At 74.8% G+C, this 17,678-nt stretch carries 18 protein-coding genes; 7 read left to right on the forward strand and 11 right to left on the reverse strand.

Annotation, left to right across the window (positions count from 1 at the left end; all coding sequences use genetic code 11):
* Positions 1–2: 2 nt before the first annotated feature.
* The 7 genes from ACFQ11_RS20660 to ACFQ11_RS20690 form a co-directional block, all read right to left on the reverse strand.
* Complete coding sequence (locus ACFQ11_RS20660) at positions 3–881, reverse strand: EamA family transporter (RefSeq protein WP_378300997.1); 879 nt, start codon at positions 879–881, stop codon at positions 3–5.
* An 80-nt stretch (positions 882–961) separates the two neighbouring features.
* The gene (gene rlmB / locus ACFQ11_RS20665; RefSeq protein ID WP_378300999.1) at positions 962–1,873 is read right to left on the reverse strand and encodes a 23S rRNA (guanosine(2251)-2'-O)-methyltransferase RlmB; all 912 of its coding nucleotides are present in this window, start codon (positions 1,871–1,873) and stop codon (positions 962–964) included.
* Positions 1,874–1,935: 62 nt separating this feature from the next.
* A complete protein-coding gene (gene cysS, locus ACFQ11_RS20670) occupies positions 1,936–3,330 on the reverse strand; it encodes a cysteine--tRNA ligase (protein ID WP_378301001.1) in 1,395 nt (464 codons plus the stop codon).
* 9 nt (positions 3,331–3,339) lie between these two features.
* The gene (locus ACFQ11_RS20675; protein WP_378301003.1) at positions 3,340–4,185 is read right to left on the reverse strand and encodes an alpha/beta fold hydrolase; all 846 of its coding nucleotides are present in this window, start codon (positions 4,183–4,185) and stop codon (positions 3,340–3,342) included.
* Complete coding sequence (locus tag ACFQ11_RS20680) at positions 4,185–5,459, reverse strand: RNA polymerase sigma factor (RefSeq protein WP_378301005.1); 1,275 nt, start codon at positions 5,457–5,459, stop codon at positions 4,185–4,187. The genes ACFQ11_RS20675 and ACFQ11_RS20680 overlap by 1 nt, the downstream gene beginning before the upstream one ends.
* A complete protein-coding gene (locus ACFQ11_RS20685; RefSeq protein ID WP_378301027.1) occupies positions 5,456–5,821 on the reverse strand; it encodes a YciI family protein in 366 nt (121 codons plus the stop codon). The genes ACFQ11_RS20680 and ACFQ11_RS20685 overlap by 4 nt, the downstream gene beginning before the upstream one ends.
* Before the next feature lie 104 nt (positions 5,822–5,925).
* A complete protein-coding gene (locus ACFQ11_RS20690; RefSeq protein ID WP_378301007.1) occupies positions 5,926–6,714 on the reverse strand; it encodes a DUF6585 family protein in 789 nt (262 codons plus the stop codon).
* A gap of 169 nt (positions 6,715–6,883) precedes the next feature.
* Between ACFQ11_RS20690 and ACFQ11_RS20695 the strand changes: the two genes are divergently transcribed.
* Genes ACFQ11_RS20695 through fahA form a run of 3 tightly spaced genes read left to right on the forward strand, consistent with a single transcriptional unit; the run spans position 6,884 to position 10,453 of the window.
* Complete coding sequence (locus ACFQ11_RS20695; protein WP_378301009.1) at positions 6,884–8,377, forward strand: DUF2637 domain-containing protein; 1,494 nt, start codon at positions 6,884–6,886, stop codon at positions 8,375–8,377.
* A gap of 58 nt (positions 8,378–8,435) precedes the next feature.
* Complete coding sequence (locus ACFQ11_RS20700; protein WP_378301011.1) at positions 8,436–9,242, forward strand: hypothetical protein; 807 nt, start codon at positions 8,436–8,438, stop codon at positions 9,240–9,242.
* Complete coding sequence (gene fahA, locus ACFQ11_RS20705; protein ID WP_378301012.1) at positions 9,239–10,453, forward strand: fumarylacetoacetase; 1,215 nt, start codon at positions 9,239–9,241, stop codon at positions 10,451–10,453. Before ACFQ11_RS20700 ends, fahA begins: the two co-directional genes overlap by 4 nt.
* Here the strand turns inward: fahA and ispF are convergent.
* Together ispF and ACFQ11_RS20715 are read right to left on the reverse strand one after the other, a co-directional pair.
* On the reverse strand, positions 10,448–10,918 hold the full coding sequence (ispF, locus tag ACFQ11_RS20710; RefSeq protein ID WP_378301014.1) for a 2-C-methyl-D-erythritol 2,4-cyclodiphosphate synthase: 471 nt from the start codon (positions 10,916–10,918) through the stop codon (positions 10,448–10,450). The two genes, fahA and ispF, sit on opposite strands and share 6 nt — an antisense overlap.
* 22 nt (positions 10,919–10,940) lie before the next feature.
* Entirely contained in the window at positions 10,941–11,423 is a 483-nt protein-coding gene (locus ACFQ11_RS20715; RefSeq protein WP_026404819.1) for a CarD family transcriptional regulator, read from the reverse strand.
* Between the two features lie 385 nt (positions 11,424–11,808).
* Here ACFQ11_RS20715 and ACFQ11_RS20720 point away from each other — a divergent pair, with 385 nt between their 5' ends.
* Both ACFQ11_RS20720 and ACFQ11_RS20725 read left to right on the forward strand, forming a co-directional pair.
* Positions 11,809–12,555, forward strand: a complete 747-nt coding sequence (locus ACFQ11_RS20720) for a hypothetical protein (RefSeq protein ID WP_378301017.1) — start codon at positions 11,809–11,811, stop codon at positions 12,553–12,555.
* A gap of 181 nt (positions 12,556–12,736) precedes the next feature.
* A complete protein-coding gene (locus ACFQ11_RS20725; RefSeq protein ID WP_378301019.1) occupies positions 12,737–13,675 on the forward strand; it encodes a hypothetical protein in 939 nt (312 codons plus the stop codon).
* Between the two features lie 275 nt (positions 13,676–13,950).
* Here the strand turns inward: ACFQ11_RS20725 and ACFQ11_RS20730 are convergent, their stop codons facing one another.
* Positions 13,951–14,631 carry a winged helix-turn-helix domain-containing protein gene (locus tag ACFQ11_RS20730; RefSeq protein WP_378301020.1) on the reverse strand — a complete coding sequence of 227 codons (681 nt, stop codon included), beginning with the start codon at positions 14,629–14,631 and terminating at the stop codon, positions 13,951–13,953.
* The gene (locus ACFQ11_RS20735; protein WP_378301021.1) at positions 14,628–15,809 is read right to left on the reverse strand and encodes a sensor histidine kinase; all 1,182 of its coding nucleotides are present in this window, start codon (positions 15,807–15,809) and stop codon (positions 14,628–14,630) included. Before ACFQ11_RS20735 ends, ACFQ11_RS20730 begins: the two co-directional genes overlap by 4 nt.
* A 180-nt stretch (positions 15,810–15,989) precedes the next feature.
* On the opposite strand from ACFQ11_RS20735, the gene phoU reads away from it, so the two are divergent.
* Together phoU and ACFQ11_RS20745 are read left to right on the forward strand one after the other, a co-directional pair.
* Positions 15,990–16,652 (forward strand): phosphate signaling complex protein PhoU, encoded by a 663-nt coding sequence (phoU, locus tag ACFQ11_RS20740; protein ID WP_378301023.1) that lies wholly within the window; start codon positions 15,990–15,992, stop codon positions 16,650–16,652.
* A 144-nt stretch (positions 16,653–16,796) separates the two neighbouring features.
* Positions 16,797–17,678, forward strand: an 882-nt coding sequence (locus ACFQ11_RS20745) for a serine/threonine-protein kinase (RefSeq protein WP_378301025.1), incomplete at its 3' end; no start/stop codon positions are given.

Genomic DNA, 17,678 nt, shown 5'->3' on the forward strand with positions numbered 1-17,678 from the left:
GGTCACTTCCGGTCGAGGGTCTGGCCGGCGACGAGGGCGCCGAGGGCGATGGTGAAGCCGACGATCTGCCAGGGGGTGAGGGTCTGGCCGAGGACGAACAGGCCGGCGAGGGTCGCGACCATGGGGTTCGTGAGGCCGAGGAGGGAGACGGAGGTCGCGGGGAGGCGCTCGATGCCGCGGAACCAGAGGGCGTAGGCGAGGGCGGTGCCGAAGGCGCCGAGGTAGAGGAAGCCGAGGAGGTTCGCGGCGGTGAGGGCGGGCGGGGCGCCTTCCAGGAGGAGGGCGAGGGGGGCGATGGCGAGGCCGCCGATGGTGAGCTGCCAGCCGGTCATGGCGAGGGGCGATTCGGGGCGGCCCCACTTCTTGGCGAGGACGATCGCGGTCGCCATGAGGCTCGTGGCGGTGAGCATCGCGAGGATGCCGAGGGGGTCGAGGGCGGCGTCGCCGGTGAGGGTCAGCAGGGCGACTCCGCCGGTGCCCGCGAGGGCCGAGTAGAGGATCGCGCGGGACGGTTTCACGCCGAGGACGCCGAGGGAGAGCAGGGCGACGACGAGGGGCTGGACGGAGCCGATGGTGGCGGCGACGCCGCCGGGGAGGCGGTAGGCGGCGAAGAACAGCAGCGGCATGAACGCGCCGAAGTTCAGCATGCCGAGGACGGTGCCCTTCCACCACCAGGCGCCTTTGGGGAGGCGGCGGGTGGCGAGGAGGAGGACGAGCCCGGCGGGGAGGGCGCGCAGGACGCCGGCGAGGAGGGGGCGGTCCGGGGGCAGGAGGGTGGTGGTGACGACGTAGGTGGTGCCCCAGCTCGCGGGGGCCAGGGCGGCGAGGCCGAGGACGCCCAGGTTGGTGTTCAGCGCGCGGGGGGCGGTGATGGCGGCCATGATGTCTCCTCATTGATAATCTCAATGTTGAGATAACACCACGGCCGCTACCCGAACGTCAAGTCTCTTAACGTTGAACTTTATCGGCGGCGGCTGACCTCGTACAGCGCGATCCCCGCGGCGACGCCCGCGTTGAGCGACTCGGCGGTGCCGGGCATCGGGATCGTGACGAGCATGTCGCACGTCTCGGCGACGAGCCGGCCGAGCCCCTTGCCCTCGGAGCCGACGACGAGGACGAACGGGCCCGCCGCGACCTCCAGGTCGGCGACGGTGACGCCGCCGCGCGCGTCCAGCCCGGCGACGAAGCAGCCCGCCTTCTGGTACGCCTTGAGCTGCCGGGACAGGTTCGTCGCCTGCGCGACGGGGACGTTCGCGAGGGTGCCCGCGGAGGTCTTCCACGCGCCCGCGGTGACGCCCGCCGCGCGGCGCTCCGGGACGACCACGCCGGACGCGCCGAACGCGGACGCGGAGCGGACGATCGCGCCGAGGTTGCGGGGGTCGGTGATGCCGTCGACCGCGACGATGAGGGGCGCGGCGCCCTTCAGCAGGTCGTCCGGGTGCGCGTACCGGTAGGGGCGCACCTGGAGGGCGATGCCCTGGTGGACGGCGCCGTCGGTGAGCCGGTCGAGCTCGTTCTTGCCCGTCTCGAGCAGGGGGACGTTCCGGTCGGCGGCGAGCTGGATCGCCTCGCGGACGCGCTCGTCCGTCCCGGACGTGACGTAGAGGGCGGTGCCGGGCACGCCGGCGCGGAGCGCCTCCAGCACGGGGTTGCGCCCGGTGACCAGCTCGGGGACCTCCCCGTTGGCGCGGCGGGCCCCGGCCGGACGGGTGGGGCGCGCGCGGTCGGGCGCGGCGGTCTTGCGGCCGCCGGGGCCGACGGTGGGCGTCCCGGTGCGCTTGGCGTTCTTGACGGCCCGGGCCTTCTGGCGCTTGCCGTGCCAGTGCCGGTCCTCGGCCTTCGGTGTGGGTCCCCTGCCCTTGCCCTTGGCCATGGTCCTGCCCCTCGCGACGTCGCCGAAATCGAACGTCCCAGTTTATCCGGGCGGCCGGGGGCTCAGTCCTTCTTGAGTTCCCAGCGGGGCCCGTGCGGGGTGTCCTCGACGACGATCCCGGCGGCGGCGAGGCTGTCGCGGATGGCGTCGGCGGCCGCGTAGTCCTTCCGCGCGCGCGCCGCCTGCCGCTGTTCGAGCGCGACGCCGACGAGCGCGTCGACGACGGGCCGCAGGTCGTCCCCGCCGGTCTGCGTCCACTCGTCCGCGAGGGGGTCGAGGCCGAGGACCCCGGCCATCGCGCGGACGGCCGCGAGGTGCCCGCGCACGGCCTCGTCGTCGGACGAGGCGAGCGCGCCGTTGCCCTCGCGGACGGTGTCGTGCAGGACGGCGAGGGCCTGCGGGACGCCGAGGTCGTCGTCCATCGCGGCGGTGAAGGCGGCGGGGAGGCGGCCGGGCTCGCCGGGTCCGGCGACCTCGGCGGCGCGGGTGACGAAGCCCTCGATCCGCTGGTAGGCGGAGACGGCCTCGGCGAGCGCGGCGTCGGTGTAGTCCATGAGGGAGCGGTAGTGGGCCGCGGCCAGGTAGTACCGGATCTCGGCGGGGCGGGCCCTGCCGAGCAGGTCGGTCAGCAGGACGACGTTGCCGACCGACTTGCTCATCTTCTCGCCGTCGACCGTGAGCAGCCCGTTGTGCAGCCAGTAGCGGGCGAAGCCGTCGCCTGCGGCGCGGGACTGGGCGATCTCGTTCTCGTGGTGCGGGAAGATCAGGTCGACGCCGCCGCCGTGGATGTCGAAGGTGGGGCCGAGGTACTTGGTCGCCATGGCGGAGCATTCGAGGTGCCAGCCGGGACGGCCCTCGCCCCACGGCGTCTCCCAGGACGGTTCGCCCGGCTTCGCGCCCTTCCACAGCGCGAAGTCGCGGGGGTCGCGCTTGAGGTCCTCGTTCGGCGTGTCGCCCGCGGAGCGCATGTTCTCGAGCCGCTGGTTCGACAGCCGCCCGTACTGGTCGGCCCACGACTTCACGTCGAAGTACACGTCGCCGTCCGCCGCGTACGCGTGCCCGGCGTCGATCAGCCGCCGCATCAGCACGATCATCTCCGGGACGTGCCCGGTGGCGCGCGGCTCGATCGTCGGCGGGAGGCAGCCGAGCAGGTCGTAGCCGCGGTTGAAGGTGCGCTGGTTGTCCTCGGCGACCGCGAACCACGGCACGTCCCGCTCCGCCGCCACCGCGATGATCTTGTCGTCGACGTCGGTGACGTTGCGCGCGAACGTCACGTCGTAGCCGGACGCGCGCAGCCAGCGGAGCAGGACGTCGTAGATGACGCCGGAGCGGAGGTGGCCGATGTGGGGCGCGGCCTGCGGCGTGGCACCGCACACGTACATCCCCACACGGCCCTCTTCCAGGGGCTCGAACGTGCGGACGCTACGGGTACCGGTGTCGTAAAGGCGCAGACTCACAGGCCCAGGTTATTGGATCAGGGACGACCCGCGCGGCCACGCCGAGAAGACCGCGTGGAGCCGTTCGGCGAACTCGGGCGCGTGCGGGCCGAAACCACCGTGGTCGCCGGGGTAGGTCTCGACCGGGACGCCGATGCGTTCGGCGGCGGCCCGCGCGGCGCGCTCGGGCGGCTGCCCCGCCGAGTCGGCGCCGACCGCGAGGACGATCCGGTCCCGGTGGGCGCGCAGGGCGTCGAAGTCGGTGAGGTGCAGGCCGAACACGGGCAGCTCGTTCCCGACGAACACGGCGGTGTTCGCCGCGAAACGCGCCATCATCGCCGGATCGGGCGCCGGGCCCTCCGGCCGCTCCTCCGCCGGGGCGTCGCCGTCCGCCCGCATCGCCGCGCCGAACCGGCCCATCGCGGGACCGGCACCGCCGTCGTGAAAGGCGTCCGCGACTTCCCGGAGGACGCCGGGCCAGTCCTCGCCGTCCGGGAGGAGCCCCAGGTAGGGCGGCTCGTGGGCGACGACGCCGGCCGCCCACCGGGGGTGCCGGAGCGCGAACTCCAGCGCGATCACGGCGCCGGAGCTGTTGCCGAACACGTGCACCGGCTCGTCGGTGACGGCGGCGAGCCGGCCCACGTCTGCGGCGTGGTCGTCCACGCTCTGCAGGAAGGACGGGTCGTCCAGCGGGCTCCGGGAGTTGCCGCGGCGGTCGTAGGTGACGACGGTGTAGCGGTCGGCGAGGCGGTCGGCGAGGGCCGCGTAGCCCTCGGCGTCGTAGATGCCGCCGCACACCAGGACGAGGACGGGGCCGGAGCCGCGGACCTCGTAGTACAGGGTCGCGCCGGGGACCTTCAGGGTGTCGGTGCGCATCATTCGTCTCCTTCGTGCGCGAGCCCCGCGATGCGGGCCCGCAGGTAACGCTGTTCGGGGAGGCTGGTGGTGGCGCGGGCGGCCCGCCGGTACTCCTCGCGCGCGGCGCGCGGGTCCCCGGCCCGCTCCAGCAGGTGGGCGCGGACGGCCGCGAGCCGGTGGTGCCCGGCGACGCGCTCGTCGCCGTCCAGCTCGGCGAGCCGGTCGAGGCCCGCGCGGGGGCCGTGCACCATCGCGAGCGCCACGGCCTCGTTGAGGGTGACCATCGGGTTCGGCGCCAGGTGGGACAGGACGCGGTAGAGCGAGAGGATCTGCCGCCAGTCGGTGTCGTCGGCGTGTTCCGCCTCCGCGTGCACGGCGGCGATCGCGGCCTGGAGCTGGTACGGGCCGGGCGGCGACCAGGTCAGCGCGTCGGTGATCAGCGCGGTCCCCTCGGCGATGGCCGCGCGGTCCCAGCGCGTCCGGTCCTGCTCGGTGAGCGGGACGAGCGTCCCTCCCGGGCCGCCGCGGGCGGCGCGGCGCGCGTCGGTGAGCAGCAGCAGCGCGAGCAGCCCGGTCACCTCGCCGTCGCCGGGCAGCATCCGGTGCAGGTCGCGGGCCAGCCGGATCGCCTCGGCGGTGAGGTCCGCGCGCTGCAGGTCCGGGCCGCTCGACGCCGTGTACCCCTCGTTGAAGATCAGGTAGAGGACGTGCAGGACGGCGCGCAGGCGCGCGTCCCGTTCGTCCGGCGGGGGCGGAGCGAACCGGGCGCCCGCCGCCTTGATCTTCTGCTTGGCGCGACTGATCCGCTGCGCCATCGTCGCCTCGGGGACGAGGAACGCCTGCGCGATCTGCCCGGTGGTGAGCCCGCCGACGGCGCGGAGCGTCAGCGCGACCTGCGACGACGGCGTCAGCGCCGGGTGGCAGCACAGGAACAGCAGGGTGAGCGCGTCGTCGCGGTCGGCGGGCCGGTCGGCGTCGGCGGGCGCGTCGTGCGCGGGGGCGTCGTGGGCCGCGGCCGCCTCCCGGTCGCGGCGGGACCGCTCGCTGCGCCACTGGTCGGTGAGCCGCCGCGACGCGACGGTCACCAGCCAGCCGCGCGCCTGCTCGGGGACGCCCCGCTCCGGCCACTGGACGGCGGCCGCGAGCAGCGCCTCCTGCACGGCGTCCTCGCACGCGTCGAACGCGCCCGCGCCGTGCCGCCGGACGAGCGCGCCGAGGACCTGCGGCGCGAGGGCGCGCAGCAGATCCTCGACGGCGCGGCCCGCCGGCGGGGGCGTCCCCGGGGTCGTCACATCTCCGTCCCGGACTCGCCCATGATCCCCCGGACCTCCATGTACCCGCCGAACCGGACGTCCGGCCAGCGGGACGCGATCTCCACGGCCCGGTCGAGCGTCTCGCAGTCGACGGTGATGTACCCGGCGAGGTGCTCCTTGGCCTCGAGGTACGGGCCGTCGGTCACGACGGGCGGCGCCGCGGCGGACGCGCCGCCCCGGACCGTCCGGGCCTCCGACGGGTCGACGAGCGCCTGCCCGCCGACCAGCTCGCCCGACTCCTGCAGCTCCTTCATGATCGCGTCGACCTCGCCGAACAGCGCGGTGCGCTCGTCCTCGGTCAGCTCCTCGACGAACCCGGGCCGGTTGTAGATCAGCAGCATGTACTTCACGGTGGTCTCCTTCGTTCGCGCCGCCTCGGCTCGGCGGCCGTCACCGAAGGATCGGAGCCGCCGCCGGGCCCTCGACATTCTCGCCGGAAAAATCCCTAGGAAAATTCCTGGAGGGCGCTGACCTGCGAACACAGGGCGGTGAAGACGAGCGCGTCCGGCACCTGGCCGGCGAGCGCGGCCAGCGTCACGCCCGGCCCCGACACGGACACGAGCCCGTTGTCGATCGTCACGTCCCGGACGGCCTTCCACGGCAGCCGCTCGCCGTCCTTCTCGACACCGTCCAGATCGACGGCGAACGGCCCGAGCCGCACCGGCTCGCCGCACCGGAGGGCCGCCAGGTGCCGGGCGAGCTTGCGGTCCGCGACCTCCCCGGCGATCGCCTCCCCGAGTTCCCGCACGTCCGGCAGCGGATCGCCGAACCGCAGGACGCGCCCGTCCGCCGCGGCGACCGCGAACCGCCAGCGGACGCGCCCGCCGCGCTGGACGCCGGACACGGTGACCGACTCCAGCTCGTCCCACGCGTACTCGGCGGCGCCGACCGCGATCCCCCCGGGGTGCAGGGACACCACGCGGACGCCCGACCACAGGCCGTCCCGTCCGGCGATCCAGCCCGCCGCGCCCGCGTACGCCATGCCGAGCAGCGCCGCGGACGTCCCGAGCCCCCACCGGCCCGTGACCAGCGCCCACACCGCGAGCGGGGTCAACGCCGCCGCCGCGAGCACGCACGCCGCCAGCCGGACCAGCGCGCCGCGGCGGGCCGGACGGGCGTCGAACGTCCGGACCGGCGCGCCCAGCCGGCCCCCGGAGACCACCACCGCGCTACCCGGCCGGACGACGCCGGACCCGCGGGCGCGCGGAAACCCCGCGCCTGCGATCGGTTGCACGCTGCACGGGATCTCCCTCCCCACCCGAACGTTTCCCCATACCGTACGTCGGGGCCCATAACGTACGCAGCGCGAGATGATCACGGTGAAGTGGGCAGTCGGCGCCGCCCCGGCTGGCTAACCTCACAAGGAGATCACCCCTCAGGCGCGAACCCCCGGAACGAGAGCCATGCCGACCGACCCCGTCCCGCCCGCCCCCGCCGCCCGCTACGGCCGCGCCCAGCGCCTGCTGCTCACCGCGACCGCCGGGCTCGTCGTCGCCGCGCTCGCCGCCGCCGCGTTCGCGCTCACCTACGACACGCTGCGCGGCCTCGCCGTCGCCGGGCGGGTGGACGACCGCTGGGCACCGATCTACCCCGCGATGGCCGACGCGCTGATCGGCGTGACGCTGCTGTCGCTCGTCGTCACCCGGGGCGCCCGCTGGTGGACGCGGCTGCTCCGCTGGGCGCTGCTCCTGCTGCTCGCCGCCGGACTCGCCGCCCTCGCCGTCCAGGACGCCGTCTGGGGCCTCGACTCCCTCCCGGACGACCCCGTCCGCGCGGGCGTCGCCGTCGCCCCGCACGTCATGCTCGTCCTCGCCGTCTGGCTGTGGCTCACGATGTTCAAGCAGGTCCGCGTCGCCCGCCCGGGCGCCGAACCCGCCGAGGCCGTCGAGCCCCAGCGCGGCCACGTCAAGGTGCTGCCCGCGCTCGAGGCGTCCGCCGAACCGGAGGACGCCCCCGCCCTGCCCTTCCCGGAGGACGAAGGCACCGCGCGTCCGTCCGGCCTCGACATCCTGCCGGGCGTCGTCCCGGCGTCCCGCGCGCCCGCACCGGACGAACTCCCGCTCGACGAACCGGACGAGGCGTTCGTCGAACCGGGCCCCGTGCTCGAGCCCGCCCGCCCCCGCGCGGGCGCCCCCGCACCGCCCGTCCCCGCGCTCGAACCGGCGGACGAGCCCGAACGCACCCCGCACGACCGCACCCCGCACGACCGCACTTGGGCGACCGAACCGCCCCCCGCGGACCCGCCGCCCCACACGCCCGCCCGGACACGGGAGGACGAACCCGCACGGGAGGACGGGCCCGCACAGTTGACCGACTCCGCGCGGGAGGACGGGCCCGCCTGGGCACACGAGGCCGTCTGGGAGCCCGAACCCGCACGGGAGGACGAGCCGGCGCGGGGGAACGAGCCGGCGCGGGGGAACGAGCCGAGTTGGGAAGACGAACCCGCACAAGCGCACGAACCCGCGCGGGAGGCCGACTCCGCACGGGAGCCCGAAGCCGCGCGGGAGGGGCGGCCCGGCGAGAGCTCGCGGGACGAGTCGGCGGAGGGCGAGTCGGGGCTCGGGCACCGGCGCACGCCGGGGTACGAGCCCGCGTGGGCGGACGAACCGGTCGTCGAGCGCGAGCCGGAGGAGGTGCCGCGGCCCGTCCCGGCCCTGCTCCCGACCGACGTCGAGGTGGCGCGCGCCGCCGGGCGCCCGCCGCGCGGTGCGCGTGCGCAGGCGCGCACGACGCGGCCCGACATCGTCGTGCCCGACCTCGACGACCACGACTCCGAGACCCCGGACGCCGACCGCGCCGAGGACCCGGACGCCGGCGCGGACCCCGACGACCGCTGGGAGCCGCACCCGCCGCCGTCCACGACCTTCCGCAGCGGCCCCACCCCGCCCGCCGGCTGACGCCCGCCCGGACGGGCCGTCCCTCGTTCGGGGGCGGGATCGGGGGTAGGTCTCGGGGATGGTGTTCGAGGGACTCGTCGACGACGCCGCGCTCGACGCGTGCGGCGCGTCCGCGGGCGAGGCGTTGCGCGCGTACCGGGGGTTCGCGGAGCATCGGCCGGTGGGGCGGCTGCGGTGCCCGGCCGCGCGGTTCGGGGAGCTGCGGCGCCATCTGGTGCCGGAGGATCTGCTCGATCTCGCGGTCCTCGCCGGTGCCGGGACGGACGGGCTGCCGGGCGTCCTGGACGGGATGCGCGCCGAGCCGCGGGTCCGGCCGGTGTCGGTGCACGTCGCGCTGCCGCCGGACGCCGATCAGGCGCGCGCCGCCGCCGTGACGATCGCGCGGCTCCCCGGGGACGTGCCCGCGTTCATCGGCGTCCGGCACCGGCCCGGGCGGCTCGCGGCCCTCGACCGGATCGCCGCCGCCCGCGCCCGCGGCGCCCCGCTCGGGGCCGAGTTCCGGGCCGAGGACGCGGCGGAGTTCGTCCCGGCCTGCCGGAAGCGCGAGCTGCCGTTCACGTGCACCGCGGCGCACGCGTCACCGGCGCTCCTGCTCCGCGTCGTGCTGCTCACGGCGGGCGTCGAGCCGTCCGCCCCGGACCGTCCCGACGCGGCCGGCGGCGGGGGACGCCCGTCCGCGGTGCGAGCACCCGGTCCGGCGGACGTGCTGGCGGACGGGGTGCGGGGGCTGGGCCCGGAGGCCGCCGGGGACGTGCGGCGGGCGTTCACGGGGTTCGCGGTGGCGGACGTGGCGGGGCTCGTGCGGGGACTCGACGATCTCGGGCTGGTCAGAATGCGCGACAACGGGGAACACCTGTCTCCATGACGACCGAATCGTGGGTGGAGAGCGCCGCGGACGGCGGGTTCGGCATCGGCAACCTGCCGTACGGGGTGTTCTCGCGGCGGGGGGAGCTGCCGCGCGTGGGGGTGGCGATCGGCGACCGGGTGCTGGATCTGGCGGGGCTGTCGGCGGACGGGCTGGTCGACGGGCGGCGGTGGTTCGCGTCGGGGTCGCTGAACGCGTTCATGGCGGCGGGGCGTCCGGCCTGGCGGGCGAACCGGGACAGGCTCGTCGAGCTGCTGACGAACGCGGGGTTCCGGGAGCGGGTGGAGCCGCATCTGGTGCCGCTGCGGGACGTCGGGCTGCTCCGGCCGTTCGAGGTCGCGGACTACGTGGACTTCTACTCGTCCGAGTACCACGCGGCGAACGTGGGGCGGATGTTCCGCCCGGACCGGGAGGCGCTCGCGCCGAACTGGAAGCGGCTGCCGGTCGCGTACCACGGGCGCGCGGGGACGGTGTTCCCGTCCGGGACGCCGATCGCGCGGCCGTCGGGGCAGCGGCGGGCCGGCGACGAGGACGAGCCGGTGTTCGGGCCGTCGCTGCGGCTGGACTTCGAGGCGGAGGTCGGGTTCGTGGCGGGGGTGCCGTCGGGCACGGGACGGGGCGTGCCGACGTGGGCGTTCCGCGATCACGTGTTCGGGTTCGTCCTGGTGAACGACTGGAGCGCCCGGGATCTGCAGGCGTGGGAGAGCGCGCCGCTGGGGCCGTTCCTGAGCAAGTCGTTCGCGACGTCGATCTCGCCGTGGGTGGTGCCGGTCGCGGCGCTGGAGGCGGCGCGGGTGGAGCCGCCGGCGCAGGACCCGGAGCCGCTGCACTACCTGCGGTGCGACGAGCCGTGGGGGCTGGATCTGCGCATGGAGGTGCTGATCAACGGGCGGGTGGCGGCGCGGCCGCCGTTCGCGGCGATGTACTGGACGTCGCCGCAGCAGCTCGCGCACGCGACCGCCAACGGGACACCGCTGCGGACGGGCGATCTGTTCGCGTCCGGGACGGTGTCGGGGCCGGAGCGGGAGCACCGGGGATGCCTGCTGGAGCTGAGCTGGAACGGCCGGGAGCCGCTGGAGCTCGACGGCATGAAACGCACGTTCCTGGAGGACGGCGACACGGTGACGGTGCGGGCGTCGGCGCCGGGAGCCGGGGGCGCGGCGATCTCGCTGGGCGAGGTGTCGGGGACGGTGCTGCCGTCGCGGCTATGACCGCGGGACGACGAGGGCGTTCGCGATGGCGGCGAGCCCTTCGCCGCGGCCGGTGAGGCCGAGCCCGTCGGTGGTGGTCGCGGAGATCGACACGTCGGCGCCGCCGAGGGCCTCCGCGAGGGTCTTCGCGGCCTCGTCGCGCCGTTTGCCGATCTTCGGGCGGTTGCCGATGACCTGGATCGCGACGTTGCCGATGTCGTATCCGGCCTCGTCGGCGAGGCGGGCGACCTCGCGCAGCAGGGTCACGCCGGACGCGCCCGACCAGCGGGGGTCGTCGGTGCCGAAGACGGCGCCGAGGTCGCCGAGGCCGCAGGCCGACAGGAGCGCGTCGCAGGCGGCGTGCGCGGCGACGTCGCCGTCGGAGTGCCCGGCCAGGCCGTGGCCCTCGCCGGGCCATTCCAGCCCGGCGACCCACAGCGGGCGCGGCTCCGACGAGAACGGGTGGACGTCGACACCGACGCCCACCCGGGGAAACCGTGCGCCCAACTCAGCCGGCCAGGACCTCGTCGAGCAGCGCTTCGGCCTTGTCCTCGTTGGTCTTCTCGGCGAGCGCGAGCTCGCTGACCAGGATCTGCCGGGCCTTGGCGAGCATGCGCTTCTCACCGGCCGACAGGCCGCGCTCCTTGTCGCGCCGCCACAGGTCGCGGACGACCTCCGCGACCTTGTTGACGTCGCCGGACGCGAGCTTCTCAAGGTTCGCCTTGTACCGGCGCGACCAGTTGGTGGGCTCCTCGGTGTAGGGTGCGCGCAGCACCTCGAACACCTTCTCCAGACCCTCCTGGCCGACCACGTCGCGGACACCCACGTCCTCGACGTTCTCAACCGGAACCTGTACTGTCAGGTCGCCCTTGTCGACCTTCAAGACCAGATAGGTCTTTTCCTCACCCTTGATGGTGCGAGTCTCGATGGCCTCGATCCGAGCAGCCCCGTGGTGGGGGTAGACGACGGTGTCGCCGACCTGGAAAGTCATGTGACAAGTACCCCTTCCGCTAGAACCAGGATAGCACGTAAACGAACGAGGCCGCACCGGCCTTGACGGCATATGCGCAGGTCAACCCCCATATAGGACCATTGACAAAGCTCGTTGATGGTGCATCGGCCCCCTGTTCCGGTCACGTGACGCGACCGTCCGGTCACGTCCGTGCGGCCCGGAGACCCTTATCCGGCGGGCGGCGCGGACGGCAAGACCCCGCCCCGGGAAGGCTTCGGCGCTTCGCCCGCAAGCACCTCATACTGGAAGGTGAGCCTGCCGCGTAGCGCGGGTACGAAGCGCCGGAAGGACCACAAACGGGACATTCGCACTTCCCACGGAGGCGGACGACGGTCACCGGCGGATCGAGGATGGTGATGCTGGCGTGAGGTCGGACGGCGACCCGGACCCGGACGACTACGGGCTTCCGCGCGTCGACATCGTGGTGCCCGACGACGCCCGCGAACTCGACCGCGACGTCCTCGCCTACCGCCGGGAGGAGCGCCGCCGCCGGCGCCGGGCGCGGGTCCGCCGGGTCACCGGCCCGCTCACCCGCTTCGGCGTCGCCGTCCCGATCATCGCGGGCGCGCTGCTGGTCGCGCTGATCAGCGGGGTGCTGATGACGACGTTCGGCCCGCAGCCCGCGCCCCGCCCGACGACCGCGCGGCTCGCCCCGAACCCGACCGCGAGCGCCGGGGAGGTCGGCGGCCTGCTCCCGGCGGGGAACGTGACGCTGGCGGACGGGTCGGTCAAGCCGATGCGGGAGATGCGTCCGGGGGTGATCGGCATCGTCCCGCCCGGGTTCCGCTGCGGGCCGCTGATCGCCGAGCTCGCCGCCCGGACGGGGGCGCCGCAGCTCAACTTCTGGCTCGTCCCCGATCCGCGCGGCGCCGGCGGCCGCGAGCCCGTCCCGCCGAAGGACGTCAAGAAGTGCGCCGGCACCGCCCACCAGGGCGCCCCGCTGGTCGTGGAGGACGAGCGGGGCCTGCTGGCCGCCGCGTACGCGCCGAAGCCCGGCGCGGCGCTCACCGCGGTGCTGATCAAGCCGGACGGGATCGTCGCCCATGTGGTTCCGGACCCGAAAGCGGGCAGGGACCTGGACCAGAAGATCAAGGACCTGACGGTGGGCTGACGCCCGGGACGCCATGGGCGGCGCGCCGGGCCGCGGCCGTTCCCCGGAGCGGTTGTCGGAGCGGTCGTCGCGTGTCGGCACCCCGAAGCAGGGTTCGCGGCCGGACCTCGCTACGCTTCCTCTGGCGTGTCTCACGCCGATCTTCCGATCTCAACGCCTTATCCACGAGGAGACCGACGCCGTGATCCGTAACAGCCGTCGAGTGGTCACGCTCGCCGTCGCGGGCGCCGTCGCCATCGCGCCGGTGATCTCCGGCTGCGGCGCCGGCATGACCCCGCAGAGCGCCGCCCCCACCCGCCTGACCGCCGCCATCGACGCCGCCGTCCCGCAGGAGGGGCCGACCGAGATCGCGCTGCGGAACATGTTCCTGCTCGGGCCGGAACCCGGCCGGCCGACGCCGACGGGCTCCTCGCTGGCGCTGTACGGCGTCCTCATCAACCAGGTGAAGGGACGCGCGGACCGCCTCGTCGCGGTCAGCTCGCCGATGTTCGCCGACGCCCGCATCCAGGGCGGCGCCGTCCCGCTTCCGGCCGCGCAGCCGGACGGCGAGGGCGGGCTGGTCAAGCTGCTCGACGAGGGCGCCCTGAACACGGCGGAGCCGTCGCCCGGCCGCGGCGATCAGTCGGAGACGCCGCCGCCCGCGGAGGCGGGCGAGACGACGCCCACCGTGCAGCCGACCGGCCCCGGCGCCACGTCGGAGGCCACGCAGTCGCCGACCTCCGAGAACACCGCCGGCACCCCGGACGCCGCGCCGACGGCGACGGGCAGGCCGGGCACGGCGCGGCCGCGCGTGGTCCTGAGCGGCCTGAAGCAGGAGCTGGTCGCGGGCGCCCTGGTGCCGATCCGGTTGCAGTTCGAGAAGGCCGGGGCCGCGGAGATCCAGGTCCCGCTCGTCCCGCACCAGCAGGAGTACGCGACGTACCCGCTGGTCAGCCCGCAGGGCACGGCGCAGCCGGGCACGACGAGCCCGCGCCCGGACACCGGGCAGTCACCGACCGGCGGGCAGACCCCGGACAACCAGCAGAACCCGACCGGCGAGCCGAGCCCGGGCGGCGGCGAGCAGACCCCCGGCCGCACGGAGACCCCGGCGACCGGCGAGGGCGCCGCGGGCGGCCACTGACCGGCACGACGCACGCGACGGCCGGGCACCCTCACGGGGTGCCCGGCCGTCGCCTTTCCCCCTCCGCGTCCCGGGCCTCCGGACGAGCGTCGGGGCGGGGCCGTCCGGGCTCGCGCCGATGCCCGCGAGGCCCCGCGCACCGAACGTCCCCGGATCCGGCCGCCGGGGGCGCGACGCACGAGGCCCGGACGGCGGATCGCTCGCCGTCCGGGCCTCGTCGCGTTCGGCCGCGACCCCTCGCCCCGGTCGCGGCCGGGGCGGAGGGGCGGCGCCGATCAGGGCTCGAACTTGTAGCCCAGGCCCCGCACGGTGACGATGTACCGGGGCGTGGACGGCGTCTCCTCGATCTTGGCGCGGAGCCGCTTGATGTGGACGTCCAGGGTCTTGGTGTCGCCGACGTAGTCCGCGCCCCACACCCGGTCGATGAGCTGCATGCGGGTGAGCACCCGGCCCGCGTTGCGGAGCAGGACCTCCAGCAGCTCGAACTCCTTCAGCGGGAGCTGGACGGGGTCGCCGCCGACGCTGACGACGTGCCGTTCGACGTCCATCCGGACGGGACCGGCCTCGAGCGTCGCGGGGAGGGGCTCGGCGTCCTCGCCCTGGCGGCGCAGGACGGCGCGCATGCGGGCGATGAGCTCGCGCGGGGAGTACGGCTTGGTGACGTAGTCGTCGGCGCCGAGCTCGAGCCCCACGACCTTGTCGACCTCGCTGTCCTTGGCGGTCAGCATGATCACCGGGACGTTGGACCTCGTGCGCAGCTCCCGGCACACCTCGGTGCCGGGCAGCCCGGGCAGCATCAGGTCGAGCAGCACGAGGTCGGCACCGTTGCGCTCGAAGATGTCCAGCGCGTCGGGCCCGGTGGCGGCCACGGCCACCTCGAAGCCCTCCTTGCGCAGGTTGTACGCCAATGCGTCGCTGTACGACTCCTCGTCTTCAACGACGAGAACGCGGGTCACGGTGTTGCCTCCCGGGCGATTTTCAGGGCGGCGGGGACGGGCGGGTCGAGCAGCGGGAGCCGGATCGTGAACGTCGACCCGGACCCCTCCTTGCTCCACACCGTAACGTCCCCGCCGTGTTTGCTGGTGACGTGCTTGACGATGGCCAGGCCGAGGCCGGTGCCGCCGGTCTGGCGGGAGCGGGCCGGATCCACCCGGTAGAACCGCTCGAAGATCCGCTCCACTTCGGCCTCGGGGATGCCGATGCCCTGATCGGTCACGTTGATCTCGACGAACCGGTCGTCGCAGCGGCGGGTCGACACGACGACGCGGGTGCGTTCGGGGCTGTAGGCGACGGCGTTGTCGACGAGGTTGCGCAGCGCGGTGATCAGCAGTTCGGCGTCGCCGCGGACGCGCAGGCCCGCGGTGCCGCCGGTGGCGAGCTCGATCTCCTTGCTGGACGCCTTGATCTGGCAGCGGTCGAGGGCCTCGGCGGTGACGTCGTCCAGCGGGACCGGCGCGAGGTCGGGCAGCGGTTCGTCGCCCTGCACCCGGGAGAGGGTCATGAGGTCCTGCACGAGGTTGTTCAACCGGACGGACTCGATCTGCATGCGGCCGGCGAACCGGCGCACGGCCTCGGGGTCGTCGGCGGCGCCCTCGACGGTCTCGGCGAGCAGCGACAGCGCCCCGACGGGCGTCTTCAGCTCGTGGCTGACGTTGGCGACGAAGTCGCGGCGGATCGCCTCGGTGCGGCGCATGTCGGTGAGGTCCTCGGCGAGGACCAGGACGAGGCCGTGCGACCCGAGCGGCGCGACGCGCACCGCGAACCAGCGGCCCTCGGCGCGGGCGCGGATGCGGGACGGGACGACCTGTATCTCGGTTTCGCGGATCTCCCCGTCGCGGCGGACGAGCCGCGCCATGGCCAGCAGCTCGTCCACGACGAGCCGGTCCCCGCTGACCAGGCCGAACGCCCGGGCGGCCGAACTGGCGCGCAGCACCCGGTCCTCGGCGTCCACGACGACGGCCGAGGACCGCAGCACGCTCAGCACGGACGCGATGCCCGGGGGCATGCCGCTCATGGGCGTCACCGGGGCCGCCGTCCGCTGGGCTCGCTCGCTCACGCGCACCGCCAATCCCGTCGCGAGCCCGATCGCGAGCCCGGCAAGCCCGACCAGGCTCGCGACAATCTCGACCTCCACACCACGGATGGTAAGCGGGCATCGAACCCAAGTAGTCCCAACGTGCAGGTCAAGGCGGTGTCGTTCCCCGAAAGTTCACCTTCTTATACAGACGCATTCACGCTGGTCCTGCATGCTATGGCGTGGGTGAGTGCGTCCACTCGCCCTGCCCCTCCGACGATTTCTCCCTGAGGATCCGAATTGCGCGACGCCTACCACGAGGAGCTCGACGCCCTCAGCGACCAGCTGGTCGAGATGACGCGGCTCGTCCGCTCCGCGATGGCCCGCGCGGTGACCGCTCTCCTGGACGCCGATCTGCGGCTGTCGGAGGAGGTCATCAGCGCCGACGACCAGGTCAACAAGATCGACGCCCAGATCGAGCAGACGGTGTTCGACCTGATGGCCCGGCAGCAGCCGGTCGCCGGGGACCTGCGCACCCTCATCACCACGCTGCGGATGAGCGGCGATCTCGAGCGGATGGGCGACCTGGCCGTCCACATCGCCAAGACCGCCCGCCGCCGCCACCCGGAACCCGCCGTCCCGCCCGAGTTGCAGGCGACCGTCCTGGAGATGGGGCAGATCGCCGAACGCATGATCGCGAAGGCGGGCAGCGTGATCGCGTCCCAGGACGTCGAGATGGGCCTGGAGCTCGACGCCGACGACGACCAGATGGACCGCCTGCACCGGCGCCTGTTCGACAAGCTGCTCTCCCCCAAGTGGACGCACGGCGTCGAGCCGGCCGTCGACATCACCCTCGCGGGCCGGTACTTCGAGCGCTTCGCCGACCACGCCGTCCACGTCGCCGAGAACGTCGTCTACCTGGTCACGGGCCAGCGCCCCGAGGAGATCAACGAGGTCTCCTGACCGCCGCCCGACCCCGCCACCGCGCCGCCCGGCGGCCGGCTCGGGGACCCGGCGGCGGCGCCCTCCGGAACGCCCGCGCGGGCGGCACCGGGGGGCGCTAGCCTTTCGGGGCCGTATCCGACGTCGCACGGAGGGTCAGCCCCGGTGGAGCCGCTGCAGCCGGACGATCCGCGCAGGATCGGCCCGTACCGGGTGGTGGCGCGGCTCGGCGCGGGCGGCATGGGCGTCGTCTACCTGGGCCGGTCGCGCGGCGGGCGGCCGGTGGCCGTCAAGGTCGTGCACCGCCGGTTCGTCGGCGAGGACCGGTACCGGGCCCGGTTCCGGCGCGAGGTCGGCGCGGCCCGCGCCGTCGCGGGCGCCTTCACCGCGCCGGTGCTGGACGCCGACCCGGACGCCCCCACGCCCTGGCTCGCGACCGCGTACCTGCCGGGCCCGTCGCTGCGGGAGGCGGTCGCGGGGTTCGGCCCGCTGCCGCCGGACGCGCTGCGCGCGCTGGCCGCCGGGCTCGCCGAGGCGCTCGCCGCGATCCACCGCGCGGGCCTCGTGCACCGCGACCTGAAGCCGGGCAACGTGCTGCTGACCGCGGGCGGCCCCCGGGTCATCGACTTCGGCATCGCGCGGCCGGACGGCGCCACCGCGATCACCCGGGCGGGCGCGCCGATCGGGACGGCCGGGTACATGGGCCCCGAGCAGGTGCGGGGCGAGCGGGTCGGCCCGCCCGGCGACGTGTTCGCCCTCGGCGCGACCCTCGCGTACGCGGCGACGGGCGTCGAACCGTTCGGGACGGGCGCGGCGCACGCCCGGCAGTCGCGGGTGCTGGCCGGCGAGGCGGACCTCGGCGCGGTGCCCGGGCCGTGGCCGCGCGACCTGGTCGCCGCCTGCCTGCGGCCCGAACCGTCCGCGCGCCCGTCCGCCGCCGAGCTGCTGGACGCGCTCGGACGGACGGGGCCGGACGAACCGTCCCTGCAGGGCGTCGGGTGGCTGCCCGCGCCGGTGGCCGCGGAGGTGGAGCGCCGCGCCGCCGAG

It is taken from the genome of Actinomadura sediminis (genome assembly GCF_042675525.1).
Classification (GTDB): Bacteria; Actinomycetota; Actinomycetes; order Streptosporangiales; family Streptosporangiaceae; genus Spirillospora; species Spirillospora sediminis.